This is a genomic window from Roseovarius sp. B-10, from assembly GCF_056859295.1.
Map to the genome: position 1 here is coordinate 1 of NZ_JBSXOE010000016.1, position 15342 is coordinate 15342.

Annotated in this window: 22 protein-coding genes and 1 pseudogene; 16 read left to right on the forward strand and 7 right to left on the reverse strand. The window is 65.0% G+C overall.

The features are described from left to right. The 10 genes from AC13D8_RS01405 to rplP form a co-directional block, all read left to right on the forward strand. The coding region (locus AC13D8_RS01405; protein ID WP_482967379.1) for an EF-Tu C-terminal domain-related protein at positions 1-145 on the forward strand (145 nt) is incomplete at its 5' end. Between the two features lie 80 nt (positions 146-225). Continuing rightward, positions 226-534, forward strand: a complete 309-nt coding sequence (gene rpsJ, locus AC13D8_RS01410; protein ID WP_104018654.1) for a 30S ribosomal protein S10 — start codon at positions 226-228, stop codon at positions 532-534. 13 nt (positions 535-547) lie between these two features. Beyond that, the gene (gene rplC, locus AC13D8_RS01415; RefSeq protein WP_104018655.1) at positions 548-1390 is read left to right on the forward strand and encodes a 50S ribosomal protein L3; all 843 of its coding nucleotides are present in this window, start codon (positions 548-550) and stop codon (positions 1388-1390) included. Continuing rightward, positions 1387-2004: a 50S ribosomal protein L4 gene (rplD, locus tag AC13D8_RS01420; RefSeq protein WP_104018656.1), complete on the forward strand. Its 618-nt coding sequence runs from the start codon at positions 1387-1389 to the stop codon at positions 2002-2004. The genes rplC and rplD overlap by 4 nt, the downstream gene beginning before the upstream one ends. Continuing rightward, positions 2001-2297, forward strand: a complete 297-nt coding sequence (locus tag AC13D8_RS01425) for a 50S ribosomal protein L23 (RefSeq protein ID WP_104018657.1) — start codon at positions 2001-2003, stop codon at positions 2295-2297. Before rplD ends, AC13D8_RS01425 begins: the two co-directional genes overlap by 4 nt. 184 nt (positions 2298-2481) lie before the next feature. Beyond that, entirely contained in the window at positions 2482-3324 is an 843-nt protein-coding gene (rplB, locus tag AC13D8_RS01430) for a 50S ribosomal protein L2 (RefSeq protein WP_104018658.1), read from the forward strand. A gap of 3 nt (positions 3325-3327) precedes the next feature. Further along, a complete protein-coding gene (gene rpsS / locus AC13D8_RS01435) occupies positions 3328-3606 on the forward strand; it encodes a 30S ribosomal protein S19 (protein WP_104018659.1) in 279 nt (92 codons plus the stop codon). Positions 3607-3609: 3 nt separating this feature from the next. Continuing rightward, positions 3610-3990, forward strand: a complete 381-nt coding sequence (gene rplV / locus AC13D8_RS01440; RefSeq protein WP_104018660.1) for a 50S ribosomal protein L22 — start codon at positions 3610-3612, stop codon at positions 3988-3990. Next, on the forward strand, positions 3990-4697 hold the full coding sequence (rpsC, locus tag AC13D8_RS01445; protein WP_104018661.1) for a 30S ribosomal protein S3: 708 nt from the start codon (positions 3990-3992) through the stop codon (positions 4695-4697). The genes rplV and rpsC overlap by 1 nt, the downstream gene beginning before the upstream one ends. 13 nt (positions 4698-4710) lie before the next feature. Next, entirely contained in the window at positions 4711-5124 is a 414-nt protein-coding gene (gene rplP, locus AC13D8_RS01450; protein WP_129432810.1) for a 50S ribosomal protein L16, read from the forward strand. A gap of 113 nt (positions 5125-5237) precedes the next feature. Here rplP and AC13D8_RS01455 read toward each other — a convergent pair whose 3' ends face one another. After that, the gene (locus AC13D8_RS01455) at positions 5238-5990 is read right to left on the reverse strand and encodes a lysozyme family protein (protein WP_482967313.1); all 753 of its coding nucleotides are present in this window, start codon (positions 5988-5990) and stop codon (positions 5238-5240) included. Positions 5991-6058: 68 nt separating this feature from the next. On the opposite strand from AC13D8_RS01455, the gene AC13D8_RS01460 reads away from it, so the two are divergent. From AC13D8_RS01460 to AC13D8_RS01480, 5 genes and pseudogenes are all read left to right on the forward strand, one after another. Next, positions 6059-6679 (forward strand): 2OG-Fe(II) oxygenase family protein, encoded by a 621-nt coding sequence (locus AC13D8_RS01460; RefSeq protein ID WP_482967314.1) that lies wholly within the window; start codon positions 6059-6061, stop codon positions 6677-6679. A 104-nt stretch (positions 6680-6783) separates the two neighbouring features. Then, positions 6784-6969, forward strand: coding sequence for a hypothetical protein (locus AC13D8_RS01465; protein WP_129432808.1), 186 nt, complete (start codon positions 6784-6786; stop codon positions 6967-6969). Between the two features lie 13 nt (positions 6970-6982). After that, positions 6983-7351, forward strand: a complete 369-nt coding sequence (locus AC13D8_RS01470; protein WP_446248785.1) for a type II toxin-antitoxin system death-on-curing family toxin — start codon at positions 6983-6985, stop codon at positions 7349-7351. A 50-nt stretch (positions 7352-7401) separates the two neighbouring features. Then, a pseudogene (locus AC13D8_RS01475) lies at positions 7402-7491 on the forward strand (putative 2OG-Fe(II) oxygenase); the annotation flags it as partial. A 23-nt stretch (positions 7492-7514) separates the two neighbouring features. Continuing rightward, the gene (locus AC13D8_RS01480) at positions 7515-8384 is read left to right on the forward strand and encodes a DMT family transporter (RefSeq protein WP_482967315.1); all 870 of its coding nucleotides are present in this window, start codon (positions 7515-7517) and stop codon (positions 8382-8384) included. A gap of 52 nt (positions 8385-8436) precedes the next feature. Here AC13D8_RS01480 and aroC read toward each other — a convergent pair whose 3' ends face one another. Beyond that, entirely contained in the window at positions 8437-9540 is a 1104-nt protein-coding gene (gene aroC / locus AC13D8_RS01485; protein ID WP_482967316.1) for a chorismate synthase, read from the reverse strand. A gap of 264 nt (positions 9541-9804) precedes the next feature. Between aroC and AC13D8_RS01490 the strand changes: the two genes are divergently transcribed. Then, positions 9805-11448, forward strand: a complete 1644-nt coding sequence (locus AC13D8_RS01490; RefSeq protein WP_482967317.1) for an ABC transporter substrate-binding protein — start codon at positions 9805-9807, stop codon at positions 11446-11448. Positions 11449-11548: 100 nt separating this feature from the next. Here AC13D8_RS01490 and AC13D8_RS01495 read toward each other — a convergent pair whose 3' ends face one another. The 5 genes from AC13D8_RS01495 to pgsA form a co-directional block, all read right to left on the reverse strand. Then, complete coding sequence (locus AC13D8_RS01495) at positions 11549-12088, reverse strand: NADPH-dependent FMN reductase (RefSeq protein ID WP_482967318.1); 540 nt, start codon at positions 12086-12088, stop codon at positions 11549-11551. 103 nt (positions 12089-12191) lie between these two features. Beyond that, positions 12192-13877, reverse strand: coding sequence for a thiamine pyrophosphate-binding protein (locus AC13D8_RS01500; RefSeq protein WP_482967319.1), 1686 nt, complete (start codon positions 13875-13877; stop codon positions 12192-12194). Between the two features lie 70 nt (positions 13878-13947). Next, on the reverse strand, positions 13948-14388 hold the full coding sequence (locus AC13D8_RS01505; RefSeq protein ID WP_482967320.1) for a molybdenum cofactor biosynthesis protein MoaE: 441 nt from the start codon (positions 14386-14388) through the stop codon (positions 13948-13950). A gap of 14 nt (positions 14389-14402) precedes the next feature. Beyond that, the gene (gene moaD, locus AC13D8_RS01510; RefSeq protein WP_104018670.1) at positions 14403-14648 is read right to left on the reverse strand and encodes a molybdopterin converting factor subunit 1; all 246 of its coding nucleotides are present in this window, start codon (positions 14646-14648) and stop codon (positions 14403-14405) included. Further along, positions 14648-15313 (reverse strand): CDP-diacylglycerol--glycerol-3-phosphate 3-phosphatidyltransferase, encoded by a 666-nt coding sequence (gene pgsA / locus AC13D8_RS01515; RefSeq protein ID WP_482967321.1) that lies wholly within the window; start codon positions 15311-15313, stop codon positions 14648-14650. The genes moaD and pgsA overlap by 1 nt, the downstream gene beginning before the upstream one ends. Positions 15314-15342: the final 29 nt, after the last annotated feature.

The window sequence follows — 15342 nt, forward strand, 5'->3', positions numbered from 1 at the left end:
CACGGAAATGGTGATGCCCGGTGACAACCTGAAATTCGCTGTCGAGCTGATCGCCCCCATCGCCATGGAAGACGGCCTGCGCTTCGCCATCCGCGAAGGCGGCCGCACCGTCGGCGCCGGCGTCGTCAGCAAGATCATCGAATAATCTACCCCAGGGTTCGACGAGGGAGGCCGGGTGGGCCGGCCTTCTTCCTATCAACTCCAAAGCCGCGAAAGGCTAGACCAATGCAAGGCCAAAACATTCGCATTCGGCTCAAGGCGTTCGATTACCGCGTTCTGGATGCCAGCACGCAGGAAATCGTCAACACCGCCAAGCGGACCGGCGCGCAGGTGCGCGGGCCGATCCCCTTGCCGAACAAGATCGAGAAATACACCGTTCTTCGTGGCCCCCACGTGAACAAGAAATCCCGCGACCAGTTCGAGATCCGCACCCACAAGCGGCTTCTCGACATCGTCGATCCCACCCCGCAGACCGTGGACGCGCTGATGAAGCTCGACCTCGCCGCGGGCGTGGACGTGCAGATTTCGGTTTGAGGAGGGCAAGGTGATGTTGCGCTCTGGTGTGATCGCGAAGAAGGTCGGGATGACCCGGCTGTTCATGGAAGACGGCAAGCAGGTTCCTGTGACCGTTCTTCAACTCGACAAGCTTCAGGTGGTGGCGCAGCGCACCCCTGAGCAACACGGATATTCGGCCGTGCAGCTCGGCGCCGGCACGGCAAAGGCCAAGCGCACGAGCCAGGCCATGCGCGGCCATTTCGCCGCCGCCAAGGTCGAGCCCAAGCGGCGCGTCGCGGAATTCCGCGTGGCGCCCGAGAACCTGATCGCCGTCGGTGAGGAAATCACCGCCGACCATTACTTCGAGGGGCAATTCGTCGACGTGTCTGGCACCTCCATCGGCAAGGGCTTTGCCGGGGCGATGAAGCGGCACAATTTCGGCGGCCTGCGCGCCAGCCACGGTGTCTCGATCAGCCACCGCTCGCACGGCTCTACCGGCCAGTGCCAGGACCCCGGCAAGGTGTTCAAGGGCAAGAAGATGGCCGGCCACATGGGTGCCGTCCGCGTCACCACGCAGAACCTGCAGGTGGTTAAGACCGACGCGGATCGTGGCCTCATCATGATCAAGGGCGCCGTCCCGGGATCGAAAGGTGGCTGGGTGACGATCAAGGACGCGGTGAAGAAGCCGTTTCCCGAGAATGCCATCCTCCCCGCCGCGCTGAGATCGGCGGCGGAAGAGGCGGCACGCGCCGCGGAAGAAGCCGCCGCCGCTGCCGCGGCCGAGGAAGAAGCCGAAGCCAAGCGTCTCGCCGAGGAGCAGGCCGCCGCCGAGGAGGCCGCGCTCAAGGAAGCCGAGGCCGAAATCGAGGCCGAGAAGAAGGACAGCGAGGAATGAAACTCGACGTGATCAAACTGGACGGCGGCAAGGCCGGGTCGGTCGATCTGGGCGAAGACGTCTTCGGCCTGGACCCCCGCGCCGATATCCTGCACCGTGTTGTCCGCTGGCAGCGTAACAAGGCGCAGGCCGGGACCCACAAGGTCAAGACCCGGTCGGAAACCAGCTATTCCACCAAGAAGATCTATCGCCAGAAGGGCACCGGCGGTGCCCGCCACGGTGACCGCAACGCGCCGATCTTCCGCAAGGGTGGTATCTACAAGGGCCCGACCCCGCGCAGCCACGCGCATGATCTGCCCAAGAAGGTGCGCCAGCTTGGCCTCAAGCACGCCCTCAGCGCCAAGGCGCAGGCCGGCGAGCTCGTGGTGATCGAGGATGCGGCCAGCGACGGCAAGACAAAGACGCTTGCAAAGCAGGTCAAGGATCTGGGCTGGAAGCGTGCACTGGTCATCGACGGCGCGCAGGTCAACGCCGAATTCGCCCGCGCGGCGGCCAATATCGAGGGTCTCGATGTGCTGCCCAGCATGGGTGCGAATGTCTATGACATCCTCAAGCGTGACACCCTGGTGATCACCAAGGCGGGTGTCGAAGCACTGGAGGCTCGACTGAAATGAGTGCCAAGGCAGAACATTACGACGTGATCCGCAAGCCGGTCATCACCGAGAAGGCGACGATGGCGTCCGAGAGCGGCGCGGTCGTCTTCGAGGTGGCCGTCGATGCCAACAAGCCCCAGATCAAGGAGGCCGTCGAGGCGCTCTTTGGCGTCAAGGTGAAGGCGGTGAACACCACCATCACCAAGGGCAAGGAAAAGCGTTTCCGCGGGGTCAAGGGCACCCGCAAGGACGTCAAGAAAGCCTATGTGACGCTCGAAGAGGGCAGCACCATTGACGTGACAACGGGTCTCTAATAAGAGGCCTCATCCGCGCCGCCCCGGCTTTGTCCGGGGCTGCGTGTTTTTCAGGAGATGAAGGGGCAAGCACCCGTCATCCCACAAGCCGGGCACCTTCGGGGGCCTACAACCATGGTGGGTTGAACCCCCACCCTACATAGCGGGCCTTCGGGCGCGCGTTTGCAAACGGAAGACAGAAAGCATGGCACTCAAGTCGTACAAGCCGACGACGCCGGGCCAGCGCGGGCTGGTGCTGATCGACCGTTCGGAGCTGTTCAAGGGCCGTCCCGTCAAATCCCTCACCGAGGGTCTGACGAAGTCGGGTGGCCGCAACAACACCGGGCGGATTACCTCGCGTCGTCGCGGGGGCGGGGCGAAACGCCTCTACCGGATCGTCGATTTCAAGCGCACCAAGTTCGATGTGGCGGCGACCGTCGAGCGGATCGAATACGATCCGAACCGGACCGCCTTCATCGCGCTGATCAAGTATGAAGATGGCGAGCAGGCCTATATCCTCGCGCCGCAGCGCCTCGCCGTTGGCGATAGCGTCGTGGCCTCGGCCAAGGCCGACATCAAGCCCGGCAACGCGATGCCGTTCTCGGGCATGCCGATCGGCACGATCGTCCACAACATCGAGCTCAAGCCCGGCAAGGGCGGTCAGATCGCACGTGCCGCGGGCACCTACGCGCAATTCGTGGGCCGCGATGGCGGTTATGCGCAGATCCGGCTCAGCTCGGGCGAGCTGCGTCTCGTGCGGCAGGAGTGCATGGCCACTGTAGGGGCCGTGTCGAACCCCGACAACTCGAACCAGAACTACGGCAAGGCGGGCCGGATGCGCCACTATGGCAAGCGTCCCTCGGTGCGTGGCGTCGTCATGAACCCGATCGACCACCCCCACGGCGGCGGCGAAGGCCGCACCTCGGGCGGCCGCCACCCGGTCACACCCTGGGGCAAGCCCACCAAGGGGATGCGCACCCGCAACAAGAACAAGGCGTCGCAAAAGCTCATCCTGCGCTCGCGTCATGCCAAGAAGAAGGGCCGTTAACACATGAGCCGCTCTGTATGGAAAGGCCCCTTCGTCGATGCCTACGTCCTGAAAAAGGCCGAGGCAGCACGCGAATCGGGGCGCAACGAAGTCATCAAGATCTGGTCGCGCCGCTCGACCATCCTGCCGCAATTCGTGGGCCTCACCTTTGGCGTCTATAACGGGCACAAGCACGTGCCGGTGAACGTCAGCGAGGACATGATCGGTCAGAAATTCGGTGAATACTCGCCGACCCGCACCTATTACGGGCACGCGGCGGACAAGAAAGCGAAGAGGAAATAAGCCATGGGCAAGGATAAAAATCCCCGCCGCGTGGCGGATAACGAGGCAATGGCCAAGCTGCGGATGCTGCGCACCAGCCCGCAGAAGCTCAACCTCGTCGCGGCGATGATCCGCGGCAAGAAAGTCGAGAAGGCGCTGACCGACCTCACCTTTTCCAACAAGCGGATTGCGCAGGACGTGCGCAAATGCCTGCAATCGGCGATCGCCAATGCCGAGAACAATCATGGGCTGGACGTGGACGAGCTGATCGTCGCCGAAGCCTGGGTCGGCAAGAACCTCGTGCTCAAGCGCGGGCGTCCGCGGGCGCGCGGCCGGTTTGGCGCGCTGCGCAAGCCGTTCTCGGAACTGACGATCAAGGTGCGTGAAATCGAGGAGCAAGCCTGATGGGTAACAAAGTCAATCCGATCGGTATGCGCCTGCAGGTCAACCGCACCTGGGACAGCCGCTGGTATGCCGACACCAAGGACTATGGTGATCTGCTGCTCGAGGATCTGAAAATCCGCGAGTTCATCAAGCAGGAATGCAAGCAGGCGGGCGTCAGCCGCGTCATCATCGAGCGCCCGCACAAGAAGTGCCGCGTGACGATCCACACCGCGCGTCCCGGCGTCATCATCGGCAAGAAGGGCGCGGATATCGAGACGCTGCGCCGCAAGCTGGCGAAGATGACCGCGAGCGAGCTGCACCTCAACATCGTCGAGGTGCGCAAGCCCGAGCTTGACGCCGCGCTCGTCGGTGACAGCATCGCCCAGCAGCTCGAGCGCCGGGTATCGTTCCGCCGTGCGATGAAGCGCGCGGTACAGAACGCGATGCGCATGGGCGCGCTCGGCATCCGGGTGAACGTCGCTGGCCGTCTCGGCGGTGCCGAGATCGCGCGGACCGAATGGTATCGCGAGGGGCGGGTGCCGCTGCACACGCTGCGCGCCGATATCGACTACGCCAATGTCGAGGCCACGACGCCGTACGGAATCATCGGCATCAAGGTTTGGATATTCAAGGGTGAGATCATGGAGCACGACCCGAGTGCCCGCGATCGCAAGGCCCAGGAACTGCAGGATGGCCCCGCCCCACGTGGCGCCGGCGGCCGTCGCTGAGGAGGAATGACAGATGCTTCAACCTAAGCGCACGAAATTCCGCAAGCAGTTCAAGGGTCGCATCAAGGGCGATGCCAAGGGCGGTTCGGATCTCAACTTCGGCTCCTACGGGCTCAAGGCCACCGAACCCGAGCGCGTCACCGCGCGTCAGATCGAGGCCGCGCGCCGCGCCATGACGCGCCACATGAAACGTCAGGGCCGCGTCTGGATCCGGATATTCCCGGACGTGCCGGTGACCGCCAAGCCGATCGAGGTCCGCATGGGCAAAGGCAAGGGCTCGGTTGATCGCTGGGTCTGCAAGGTCAAGCCCGGCCGCGTGATGTTCGAGATCGACGGCGTCAGCGAAGGCGTGGCTGTCGAGGCCCTGCGTCTCGCCGCCATGAAGCTGCCGATCAAGACCCGCGTCGTGGTCCGCGAGGACTGGTAAGATCGGTGGGTTGATACCCACCCTACGGATTGGCCCCGCGCAAGCGATCGCGCGGGGTTTTTCGTTTCAGAAGACAGGCGTGCGCCGCGCATGGGCCAAACGTCGCACGGAGGCTATCCGCCGAGGATCTCGTCGACGGCATTTGTGTAGCTGTCATAGCTGAGCACGGCCCGGTTCCCGGCCACCCCGTGATAGTAGCTGCGTCCCGAGGGGGTGGGCAGTCCGGCCCAGACCTTCGCGAGGTTGAGCAGGAATGTGTCGAGTGTGATCTCGCCCCGGCGCACCGCGTCGAGCCCGGCATCGGCAAGCAGCAGGTCGGCCAGCCGATCCTGAACGGCGGGGTCGAACCGCGTGCCGGGGTCGAGCCCGGCCCGTGCAACCATCCGCCGCAGAGTGGCGGGGATGATCTGGTAGCGTCCGATGGCGTGGTTTTGCCCCGGTGTGGCGTCGATCCAGTCGAAGATTTCGCGCAGGCTCATCCGCGTCGGTCGGCGGGGTGGCGGGCGGTGCGCCCCGCCCTGCAAGGCGTCATAGCCTGCCGGTCCCGCCTCGGCCCGTGCGATGAGGTCACGCAGCCGCGCGCGCATTGGCGCGCCCGGCCCGCTTGTCGCCGACCGGCCGAGGAGATCATGGCCCGGTCGCCCGCCAATCAGTGCGCCCGCGCCCCTGCCCGCGAACAGGCTGCCGCGTGGGGCCGCCGGCCCGGCGCGCCGCGCGACGAGCGGCGCATTCCCGGACCCGAACATCGGCCCCCGGTCGGCAAAGCGCCCGGCAAGGCCCAGCTCGGCCAGGGAAGCGGCGGGGGCGAGGGCCAGGCACGCGAACCCCACCAGCCGAATCAGGATATGACGCATTACCCGGAACATGGCCCTAGCCTGACGCGAAACCGTTGAGAAACCCTTGCGCGTCGCCCTGACTACGGTAAGACGCGAGCATGGCCGATATTCGCTCCCTCTTCGTGACCCGCCTCTACCATGCGCGCCTTGTCGAGCATGGCCCCGCCATCGACCCCGCGGAGATGGAGGCGTCGTGCTATTCCATTGCCGAGGATGACGAGGCCGGGCAATCATGGTGCGAGAGCGAGGGCTATCCCGGCTACACCTCCTATGCCTCGCTCACCGACCTGCCGTGGCGGTTCCCGATCTTCGCCGACCTGGTGACGGTGCTCGATGCACATGTGGCCGCCTTCGCCCGTGATCTGGAATTCGACCTCGGGGAGCGTAGCCTGAAGCTGGAGGATATCTGGATCAACATCCTGCCCGAGGGGGGCACCCATTCCAGCCATATCCACCCGCATTCGGTGATTTCCGGCACCACCTATGTCGCCATGCCCGGCGGGGCCTCGGCGCTCAAGCTCGAAGACCCGCGATCGGCCCGGATGATGGCCGCCCCGCCGCGCCTCAAGGACGCGCGCGAGGACATGCGCGGCTTTGTCTACCTGCGCCCGGAGGTGGGTGACGTGCTCATGTGGGAATCGTGGCTGCGCCACGAGGTGCCCATGAACATGTCCGAGGACGACCGCATCAGCGTGAGCTTCAACTATTCGTGGCAGTAAGTGCATGGATGCACGGTGGTCCGGTCAGTCGGAACGGCCTCGTCATGTCACTTGTCAACTCAAGCGATCGCTTCCATATTCACAGAAGTTGATCGGAGAGAGGCATGGCTTCCAAAGTGACAAGGTCCACGCTGAAAGGCGGCTACATCGCGCGAAATGCCAAGACCGGGCAATTCGTGGAAGTTTGCACGTCCTCCGGCAAGCAGAGAGCAACCGAAAAAACTGTCGCCACAATCAAGGAAGCTTCGGAGAAGCGCAGGTCCGCGCTGAAGCGGCTGGCCGATAGGTAGGCGACATTACAGGGTGACACTTGCCGATGCGATCACCGCGCATGACGAGGCGTTGACCTACGGTGGCCGCCCGGGTGTGAGCAGCGTTGCCTTGATCGACTCCGCCCTGAGCAGGCCCTATTCCGGCTATCATCTGCCGATCCACAGAAAATCGGCAGCCTTGCTTGAGAGCATGGTTGCAAACCACGGTTTCATAGATGGGAACAAGAGAACGGCTTGGCTTCTTGTGGAACTCCTGATCGAAAGAAGCGGGTACGTTCTGGCGATCGACGACGATGAGCCGATCGACGATCTTGTCGTTGCTGTTGCCGACGGAAGGCTGGATTTCGACGGCCTTTGCGATTGGTTCAGAGAAAGATTGGCGCGACCAGTAGAGGCATAATGCCGCCTAGCGTGCAAGTTTCGCCGGGGGTGGTAATTCCTGTTTCGATATGGAAATGCTGGCTGCGCCACGAGGTGCCCATGAACATGTCCGAGGACGACCGCATCAGCGTGAGCTTTAACTACGCCTGGGGCGACTGAGCGGGAAAGGGAGGGCCTGCCGGATGGATTTGCGTGCGCTCGGCATGGGGCTGGCCTTTGCGGTGATGTGGTCTTCGGCCTTTACCTCGGCGCGAATCATCGTGGCCGCGGCGCCACCGCTCACCGCGCTTAGCCTGCGGTTCCTGATCTCGGGGCTTCTCGGCGTGCTCATCGCCCTCGCGCTGGGGCAGAGCTGGCGGCTCACGCGTGGGCAATGGCGGGCGACGATCGTCTTCGGCATTTGCCAGAACGCGCTCTATCTCGGCCTCAATTTCGTGGCGATGCAGACCATCGAGGCGGGCCTCGCCGCGATCATCGCGTCGACCATGCCGCTTCTTGTGGGGCTGGCGGGGTGGCTGATCTTTAGCGAGCGGATCGGCCTCGTGGGGCAGCTTGGCCTTGTCGCGGGCGTGATCGGGGTGACGATCATCATGGGGGCCCGGCTTCAGGGCGGTGTCGATCTCTACGGGCTGAGCCTGTGCGTCGTGGGGGTGATCGCGCTCACCTTCGCCACGCTGGCGGTGCGCGGGGCGACGTCGGGGGGCAATTTCCTGATGGTGGTGGGCCTTCAGATGCTGGTGGGCAGCGCCGCGCTCGGTATCGTGGCGTCGGTGGTCGAGACGGTCGAGATCGACTGGTCCTGGACGCTGGTTGCGGCCTTTGCCTATACCACGCTGGTGCCGGGCCTTGCGGCGACGCTGGTGTGGTTCTGGCTCGTGAATCGCATCGGCGCGACCAAGGCCGCGACCTTCCATTTCCTCAATCCGTTCCTCGGCGTGGCCATCGCCGCGCTGATCCTGAGCGAGACGCTGAGCGCGCAGGACCTGATCGGCGTGGCGGTGATCATGGGAGGCATCTTGGCGGTGCAACTGTCGCGGCAGCGCCGGGTTTGAGCGCCCGGATTTTTGAAAAATTCCGGACCGTTTTCTTTTTAAGAAAACGGCGTCAGCCGATGGTGCCGCGTGGCCCCGCGCCCACCTGTCCGCGATGCAAGAGCAGGTGATCGAGCAGCACGCAGGCCATCATCGCCTCGCCCACGGGTACCGCGCGGATGCCGACGCAGGGATCGTGCCGCCCCTTGGTGACCACCTCGATGGGGTCTCCCTGCACGGTGATCGAGCGGCGCGGCGTGAGGATCGAAGAGGTGGGTTTCACCGCGAAGCGCACCACCACGTCCTGCCCCGTCGAGATGCCGCCGAGGATGCCGCCCGCGTGGTTCGAGGCGAATTCTGGGCCGGTCTCGCCCATGAAAATCTCGTCAGCGTTCTGCGAACCGCGCAGCCTTGCTGCCGCCATGCCCTCGCCGATCTCGACGCCCTTGACGGCGTTGATCGACATCATCGCGGAGGCGAGGTCGGTGTCGAGCTTGGCATAGACCGGCGCGCCGAGACCGGCGGGCACGCCGGACGCTGCCACCTCGATCACGGCACCGACCGAATCGTGGTGCTTGCGCAGGTCTTGCAGGTAGGCCTCCCATTCGGGCGCGGCCCCGGCATCCGGCAGCCAGAAATCGTTGCCGTCGATGGCGTCGCGGTCAAAGCGGCTGCGGTCGAGCTCCATCTCGCCCATCGCCACCATGTAGCCCTTGATTTGAAGGTCCGGTACCAGCATGGCCAGCGCCGCGCGCGCCACGCCGCCGGCTGCCACCCGCGCCGCCGTCTCGCGCGCCGAGGACCGCCCGCCGCCGCGCGGATCGCGTATCCCGTATTTCAGGTGATAGGTGATATCGGCATGGCCCGGGCGGAATGTCTTCGCGATCTCGCCGTAATCGCGCGAGCGCTGATCGGTGTTCTCGATCATGAGCTGAATGGGCGTGCCGGTGGTCTGCCCCTCGTAGACGCCTGACAGGATGCGCACCGCGTCGGCCTCCTGGCGCTGGGTGGTGTTCTTGTTCTGCCCCGGGCGGCGCTTGTCGAGCCAGCGTTGCAACTTGCTCTCGTCGAGCGCCACGCCCGGTGGGCAGCCGTCCACCGTGGCCCCGAGCGCGGGGCCGTGACTCTCGCCCCATGTGGTGAAGCGAAAGAGATGACCGAAGGTGTTGACGCTCATGGGCAGGGCTCCTTTGCCGTTGATCTAGCCGCGCGCGGCATCCGTCTCAAGCCGAATTGACGGGTATTTGTCGCAAACAGGCGATCCGGGCCGGGGAATCGCGCTAGGCTGCACGGCGGGACGGATGCGAAAAGGTCAAAAAACGACATCGCGCCGCGCCGAGAAAATCACTGGTGCAGGGGCCGAACCCTGCTAACACTATGACAGGACCTGTCTGAAAACGACACCGGTCGATCTGGCCAGAGGCCAACACGGAGGAAAGAAATGACCCACTCAAAACCACAGGAAAACGTGCGCCCCGTCGTGCGAAAGCTGGCCGAGGAGACGCGCGCCGGCAGGATGGAACGTCGCGAGTTCATCGCGCTCGCCTCGACATTCGGGGCGTCCTCGGCGGCGGCTTACGGCTTGCTCGGCCTTGCCGCCCCCACGCCCGCGCAGGCGCAGGAAGGCAAGAAGGGCGGTGTGCTTCGCGTTGCGTCCCGCGTGCTCGAAATCGCCGATCCGCGCAAGTTTGCCTGGACCGAGCCAGGCAATATCAGCCGCCAGTTCTGCGAGCCGATGGTGCGCTGGGCCCCCGATTACAGCTTCCAGCCGATGCTGCTCGAAGGCTGGGAGGTCAGCGACGACGCCCAAACCTACACGCTCAAGGTGCGGCGCAACGCGGTGTGGAACAATGGCGACCAGTTCAACGCCGATGACGTGATCCACAACCTGACCCGCTGGTGCGACAAGGGGGTCGAGGGCAATTCGATGGCCGCGCGCATGGCCACGCTGATCGACCCCGACACCAACAAGGCCCGCGACGGCGCGATCGTGAAGGTGGACGATTTCACCGTGCAGCTCAACCTGCCGCGCCCCGACATCACGCTGATTGCCGGCATGTCTGACTACCCTGCGCTCTGCGTGCATCGCAGCCATGGCGACGACAGCGACCTTGCCAAGGCCCCCATCGGCACCGGCCCGTTCGAGCTCGTCTCCATCGAGATCGGTACCATGGCCGAGGTCAAGCGCCGCGAGGACGGCAAGTGGTGGGGCGGCGATGTCTATCTCGACGGTATCCGCTTCATTGACTTCGGCACAGACAACGCCTCCATCGTGGCGGCCTTCGACGGCGGCGAGATCGACATCAACGACGAATCCACCGCCGATTTCATCGAATCCTACGATGCGCTGGGCCTCGTCAAGCAATCCAAGCCCACAGCCAACACCATCGTGGCGCGGATGCGCATGGACACGCCGCCCTATGACAGCAAGGACTTGCGCAATGCGATCCAGCTGGCCTGCGACAACGAGGTGCTGCTTGCCATCTCGATCAACAACGAGGGCATCCCGGCGGAAAACCACCACGTCGCCCCCTTCCACCCGGAATATGCCGAGCTACCCAAGATCGCGCCCAACCCGGAGAAGGCCATCGAGATGGCCAAGGCAGCCGGGCATGGCGAGACCGAGATCGACATCATCTCGATCGACGGCGATTGGCGGACCACCACGACCGACGCCATCGGCGCGCAGCTGCGGCAGGCGGGTTTCAACGTCAAGCGCACGGTGATGCCGGGCAACACCTTCTGGAACGACTGGACGAAATACCCGTTCTCGACCACCAACTGGGGCCCGCGCCCCTTGGGTGTGCAGGTGCTGGCGCTGGCCTATCGCTCCGGCGAGGCGTGGAACGAGAGTGGCCACTCTGACCCGGAATTCGATGCGCTGCTCGAGGAGGCGCTCGGCGTGTTCGATGCCGACGCCCGGCGCGAGTATTCCGCCAAGCTTCAGGCCATCCTGCAGGATAACGGCGTCATCATTCAGCCGTTCTGGCGCAACCAGGCGCTGCACCATACCGACCGCGTCAAGAACGTGAACGCCCACCAGTTCCGCGAGATGCATTACGAGAAAGTCTGGCTCGACGCCTGATCGGCATTAAGACCAAAAGGACGGGCCGCCCCAACGTGGGGCGGCCCGTTTGCGTTCCGGCCATAAGACGTGGGCGGCGGTGCCGGGTCGCGCCGACGCGTTACACCACCTCGGCGCGCAGCTTTTCCATCCGTTTGGTCAGTAGCTTTTGCGAGGTTTCGTCCTTGAGCCGCCCATCCTCGTCAAAGGCGTTCATCGCCCCTGCGATGAGCACGGCGGTGCCGGGGATGAGCCGCGCCTGATGCTGGGTGAGGCACGAGAGCGTCATGAATTGCGCCGTCTCGCCGCCCGTGCGCCCCGCAGAGGCCGAAACGACCACCGTGGGCTTGTCCTTGAGCGGCCATCCAGGCACCCGGCTGACCCAGTCGAGCGCGTTCTTCAGCACCCCGGTGATCCCCTTGTTGTATTCCGGTGCGCCAACCACGATCGCATCCGCATCCTTGATCTGCTGAACGAGGTGCTGCACCTTCTCCGGCACGCCCTCGGCCTCTTCAAGATCGCCATTATAGAGCGGCAGGTCGAGGTCGCCCTCGGTCACCGTTGCCGGGCCGAAGGCCTCTGCGGCCAGCGCCAGAAGCATCCGGTTATAGGATCCTTTGCGCAGCGATCCCGACAAGGTCAACAGTTTCGGATCAGCCATATCGCATCCTTTCGTTTTGTCTCGGTTACCCGGATACGTGGGGCAAAACTGCCCGCCTGGCAACGTCACGCGGTCGCACATGCCCTGTGCGGCGGCACGGGCATCATTCGCCCGCCTGCGCCTTGAGCCCCGCCGCGCGCATCTGGCTCAGCGTCATGCGCGGCGTCAACGCCTCGGGCGAGATCGCGAGCGACAGCACCGCGCCGGTGGGCGAAGCGCAGGCGCGGGCAAAGGCAGGGGCGAAATCCTCGGTCGTCTCAACCCGTTCGCCGTGAAAGCCATAGGCGCGGGCGAGCGCCGCGAAATCGGGATTGACCATGTCGGTGCCCGATACGCGGCCCGGGTAGTTGCGCTCCTGGTGGGCGCGGATGGTCCCGTAGGTGCCATTATCAAGCACCAGGATCACCGGCTGCGCGCCCGCCTGCGCGGCGGTGGCAAGCTCCTGGCACGTCATCTGGAAATCGCCGTCACCAGCGAAACAGACCACGCGGCGGTCGGGGTGGGCAACCCGCGCGGCGATGGCGGCGGGGATGCCGTATCCCATCGCCCCCGATTGCGGCCCCAGCAGGCGCATGCGGGGGCCGTATTTCAGGAACCGGCCCGACCATATGGCGAAATTGCCAGCACCATTGGTGATGATCGCGTCCTCGGGCAGCACCTCGCGCAGATGCGCGGTGACGCGGCCCATATCCACCGGCGAGGGCAGGGCGGGCAGGTCGAACGCCGTTTCCCACGCCGCGCGCGCCTGCGAGCGCCACTCGCTCCATGCGCCGCGCACCGGTCCGGCGTCGGCCAGCGCGGTGGCAAAGGCGTTGGGCCCGGCCTGTATCCCCAGCGTGGGCTGATAGACCTTGCCCAGTTCGAGGTCGGAGCCATGCACATGGATGAGTTGCTGCGCAGGCTGCGGCACGTCAAGCACGGTATAGCCATCGGTGGAGTTCTCGCCAAAGCGGGCATTCACCGCGAGGATCACGTCCGCCCCGGTCAGGAGCGCGCGCACATGCGGCACCATGCCCACCCCGGCCTCGCCGCAGAACACCGGCGAATGGTTGTCGAATTGGTCCTGGTAACGGAACACCGACACCACCGGGATATCCGAGCCCTCGGCGAACGATTGCAGCGCCGCGCGGCCCTGATCCGTCCAGTTGCAGCCGCCATAGAGGATCACCGGGCGCTTGGCCCCGGCCAGCATCTCGCGCGCCTGTGCCACCGCCTGCGAGGGTGGGCATGGCTCGGGGAAATGGCCCGGCCCGGTCAGCGGCACGGCGGCGGTGTGGGAGGTGAGCATATCCTCGGGCAGCGCCACCACCACAGGGCCGGGACGGCCCACGAGGGCGGTCTTCCACGCCCGTGCCACGATCTCGGGGATGCGGTCCACGTCGTCGATCTCGACCGCCCATTTCGCCATCGTCCCGAACACCGCGCGGTAATCCAGCTCCTGGAACGCCTCGCGCCCCTTCATCCCCGTGCCGACCTGCCCGACGAACAGGATCATCGGTACGCTGTCCTGCATCGCCGTGTGCACGCCGATCGAGGCGTTGGTGGCCCCCGGTCCGCGTGTGACCCATGCGATTCCGGGCCGCCCGGTGAGCTTGCCATAGGCGGCGGCCATGAAGGACGCGCCACCCTCCTGCCGGCAGAGGGTGAAATCGAGCCGCCCGACCGTATCGTGCAGCGCGTCAAGCACCGCGAGATAGCTCTCGCCCGGCACGCCGAAACTGTGCCGCGCGCCGAGCGCGACAAGGCACTCCACCAGAAGCTGCCCGCCCGTGCGCCTGTTGTCGGTCATGCCGCTCTCCCTCTTTATGCTGCCGGAACGCGGGCGACACTGCCCGTGGGCAGTGGCAATGGCAAGGGGGTCACCAGCGGCTGAGCGCGTCCTCGTCCTCGTCGCGGGCGGCGACCCAGCCTTCGCCCGCGTCCGTCACCTCCTTCTTCCAGAAGGGCGCGCGGGACTTGAGGTAATCCATGAGGAATTCGGCGGCGTGAAAGGCGTCGGCGCGGTGGCGCGACGCGGTGGCGACCATCATGATGAGGTCATCGGCCTTCAGTCGTCCATAACGGTGCAGGATCAACGCGTCGCCGATCTGCCAGCGGCGCGCAGCCTCCTCGGCAATCCCGGCCAACGCCTTCTCGGTCATGCCCGGGTAATGCTCGATCTCCATTGTGTCGAGATCGCCCTCCAGGTCGCGGACGATCCCGGTAAAGGTGACGACCGCGCCCATGCCCGCCTGCCGCGCGGCAAACGCATTCGCCTCGGCCCCGAGGTCGAACGGCTCTTTTTGCACGCGGATGTCCATGGCTCAGCCCCCCGCTATCCGCCTGTCATCGGTGGAAAAAATGCCACCTCGCGTGCATCGCCGAGCGGTGCGTCGAAGTCGCTCAGCTCCTGATCCACCGCCACGCGCAGCGCCGACAGATCGGCAAATGCCGCGGCATAGCGCTCCTCTCTCGCGCGCAGTTCCTCGACGAGGTCGCGCACCGTGGCGGCGCGCGTCTCCACGCGGTCCTTGGGGTGGCCGATGCGTTCGCGCACCCATGCGAAATAGAGCACATCCATCAGCGATTATCCTTCAGATGCGGTACCGACTTGAAAAAGTAGTCCACCCCGGTGACGAGGGTAAGCCCGGCAGCGAGCCACAACAGCCACAGCCCCGCATGCCCGGACCAGACCATTCCACGATACTTCCACCACAGCCCGTGCAGATCCTCGGTCTTGCCCGAGAGAATATCGCGCACCAGCGCGTCGTCCATGCCAAAGATCGACATGCCGAAATAATGCTCGAACACGCCTTGGGCAAAGAGCACGGCGATGGCGATCATTTGCGCCGTGGTCTTCCACTTGGCCAGTTGCGTGACCTTGAGCGTACCCGCCCTGTCGCCGAGATACTCGCGCAGCCCCGAGACGAAGACCTCGCGGAACAGGATCACCGTGGCAGGCAGCACCAGCCAGGGCGACATCGACGAATAGCCCACGATCACCATCAGCGCGATCACCACCATCGCCTTGTCGGCAATGGGATCGAGCATGGTGCCGATCTTGGTCACCTGCTTCCAGCTCCGTGCGAGATGGCCATCGACCCAGTCGGTGAGCGCCGCGCTGATGAACAGGATCAGCGCGAACCAGTCGGCATAGGGGCGGTTGAAGTAAAGGAACATGACCGCGATGCCCGGCGCAGCGAGCAGCCGGAGCACGGTGAGGATATTGGGCACGTTCCATGACATGTCACCGTTCTAGCCTGACCGATTGGCAA

What these genes read in the sequence shown, in the direction of transcription:
- AC13D8_RS01500 (WP_482967319.1), bottom strand. Translation starts at nt 13,877, where the DNA reads ATGACCGACAACAGGCGCACGGGCGGGCAGCTTCTGGTGGAGTGCCTT.
- AC13D8_RS01495 (WP_482967318.1), bottom strand. Translation starts at nt 12,088, where the DNA reads ATGGCTGATCCGAAACTGTTGACCTTGTCGGGATCGCTGCGCAAAGGA.
- rplP (WP_129432810.1), top strand. Translation starts at nt 4,711, where the DNA reads ATGCTTCAACCTAAGCGCACGAAATTCCGCAAGCAGTTCAAGGGTCGC.
- AC13D8_RS01480 (WP_482967315.1), top strand. Translation starts at nt 7,515, where the DNA reads ATGGATTTGCGTGCGCTCGGCATGGGGCTGGCCTTTGCGGTGATGTGG.
- AC13D8_RS01465 (WP_129432808.1), top strand. Translation starts at nt 6,784, where the DNA reads ATGGCTTCCAAAGTGACAAGGTCCACGCTGAAAGGCGGCTACATCGCG.
- rplC (WP_104018655.1), top strand. Translation starts at nt 548, where the DNA reads ATGTTGCGCTCTGGTGTGATCGCGAAGAAGGTCGGGATGACCCGGCTG.
- AC13D8_RS01490 (WP_482967317.1), top strand. Translation starts at nt 9,805, where the DNA reads ATGACCCACTCAAAACCACAGGAAAACGTGCGCCCCGTCGTGCGAAAG.
- moaD (WP_104018670.1), bottom strand. Translation starts at nt 14,648, where the DNA reads ATGGATGTGCTCTATTTCGCATGGGTGCGCGAACGCATCGGCCACCCC.
- rplV (WP_104018660.1), top strand. Translation starts at nt 3,610, where the DNA reads ATGGGCAAGGATAAAAATCCCCGCCGCGTGGCGGATAACGAGGCAATG.
- rplD (WP_104018656.1), top strand. Translation starts at nt 1,387, where the DNA reads ATGAAACTCGACGTGATCAAACTGGACGGCGGCAAGGCCGGGTCGGTC.
- pgsA (WP_482967321.1), bottom strand. Translation starts at nt 15,313, where the DNA reads ATGTCATGGAACGTGCCCAATATCCTCACCGTGCTCCGGCTGCTCGCT.
- rpsS (WP_104018659.1), top strand. Translation starts at nt 3,328, where the DNA reads ATGAGCCGCTCTGTATGGAAAGGCCCCTTCGTCGATGCCTACGTCCTG.
- AC13D8_RS01425 (WP_104018657.1), top strand. Translation starts at nt 2,001, where the DNA reads ATGAGTGCCAAGGCAGAACATTACGACGTGATCCGCAAGCCGGTCATC.
- rpsC (WP_104018661.1), top strand. Translation starts at nt 3,990, where the DNA reads ATGGGTAACAAAGTCAATCCGATCGGTATGCGCCTGCAGGTCAACCGC.
- AC13D8_RS01455 (WP_482967313.1), bottom strand. Translation starts at nt 5,990, where the DNA reads ATGTTCCGGGTAATGCGTCATATCCTGATTCGGCTGGTGGGGTTCGCG.
- aroC (WP_482967316.1), bottom strand. Translation starts at nt 9,540, where the DNA reads ATGAGCGTCAACACCTTCGGTCATCTCTTTCGCTTCACCACATGGGGC.
- rpsJ (WP_104018654.1), top strand. Translation starts at nt 226, where the DNA reads ATGCAAGGCCAAAACATTCGCATTCGGCTCAAGGCGTTCGATTACCGC.
- AC13D8_RS01505 (WP_482967320.1), bottom strand. Translation starts at nt 14,388, where the DNA reads ATGGACATCCGCGTGCAAAAAGAGCCGTTCGACCTCGGGGCCGAGGCG.
- AC13D8_RS01460 (WP_482967314.1), top strand. Translation starts at nt 6,059, where the DNA reads ATGGCCGATATTCGCTCCCTCTTCGTGACCCGCCTCTACCATGCGCGC.
- rplB (WP_104018658.1), top strand. Translation starts at nt 2,482, where the DNA reads ATGGCACTCAAGTCGTACAAGCCGACGACGCCGGGCCAGCGCGGGCTG.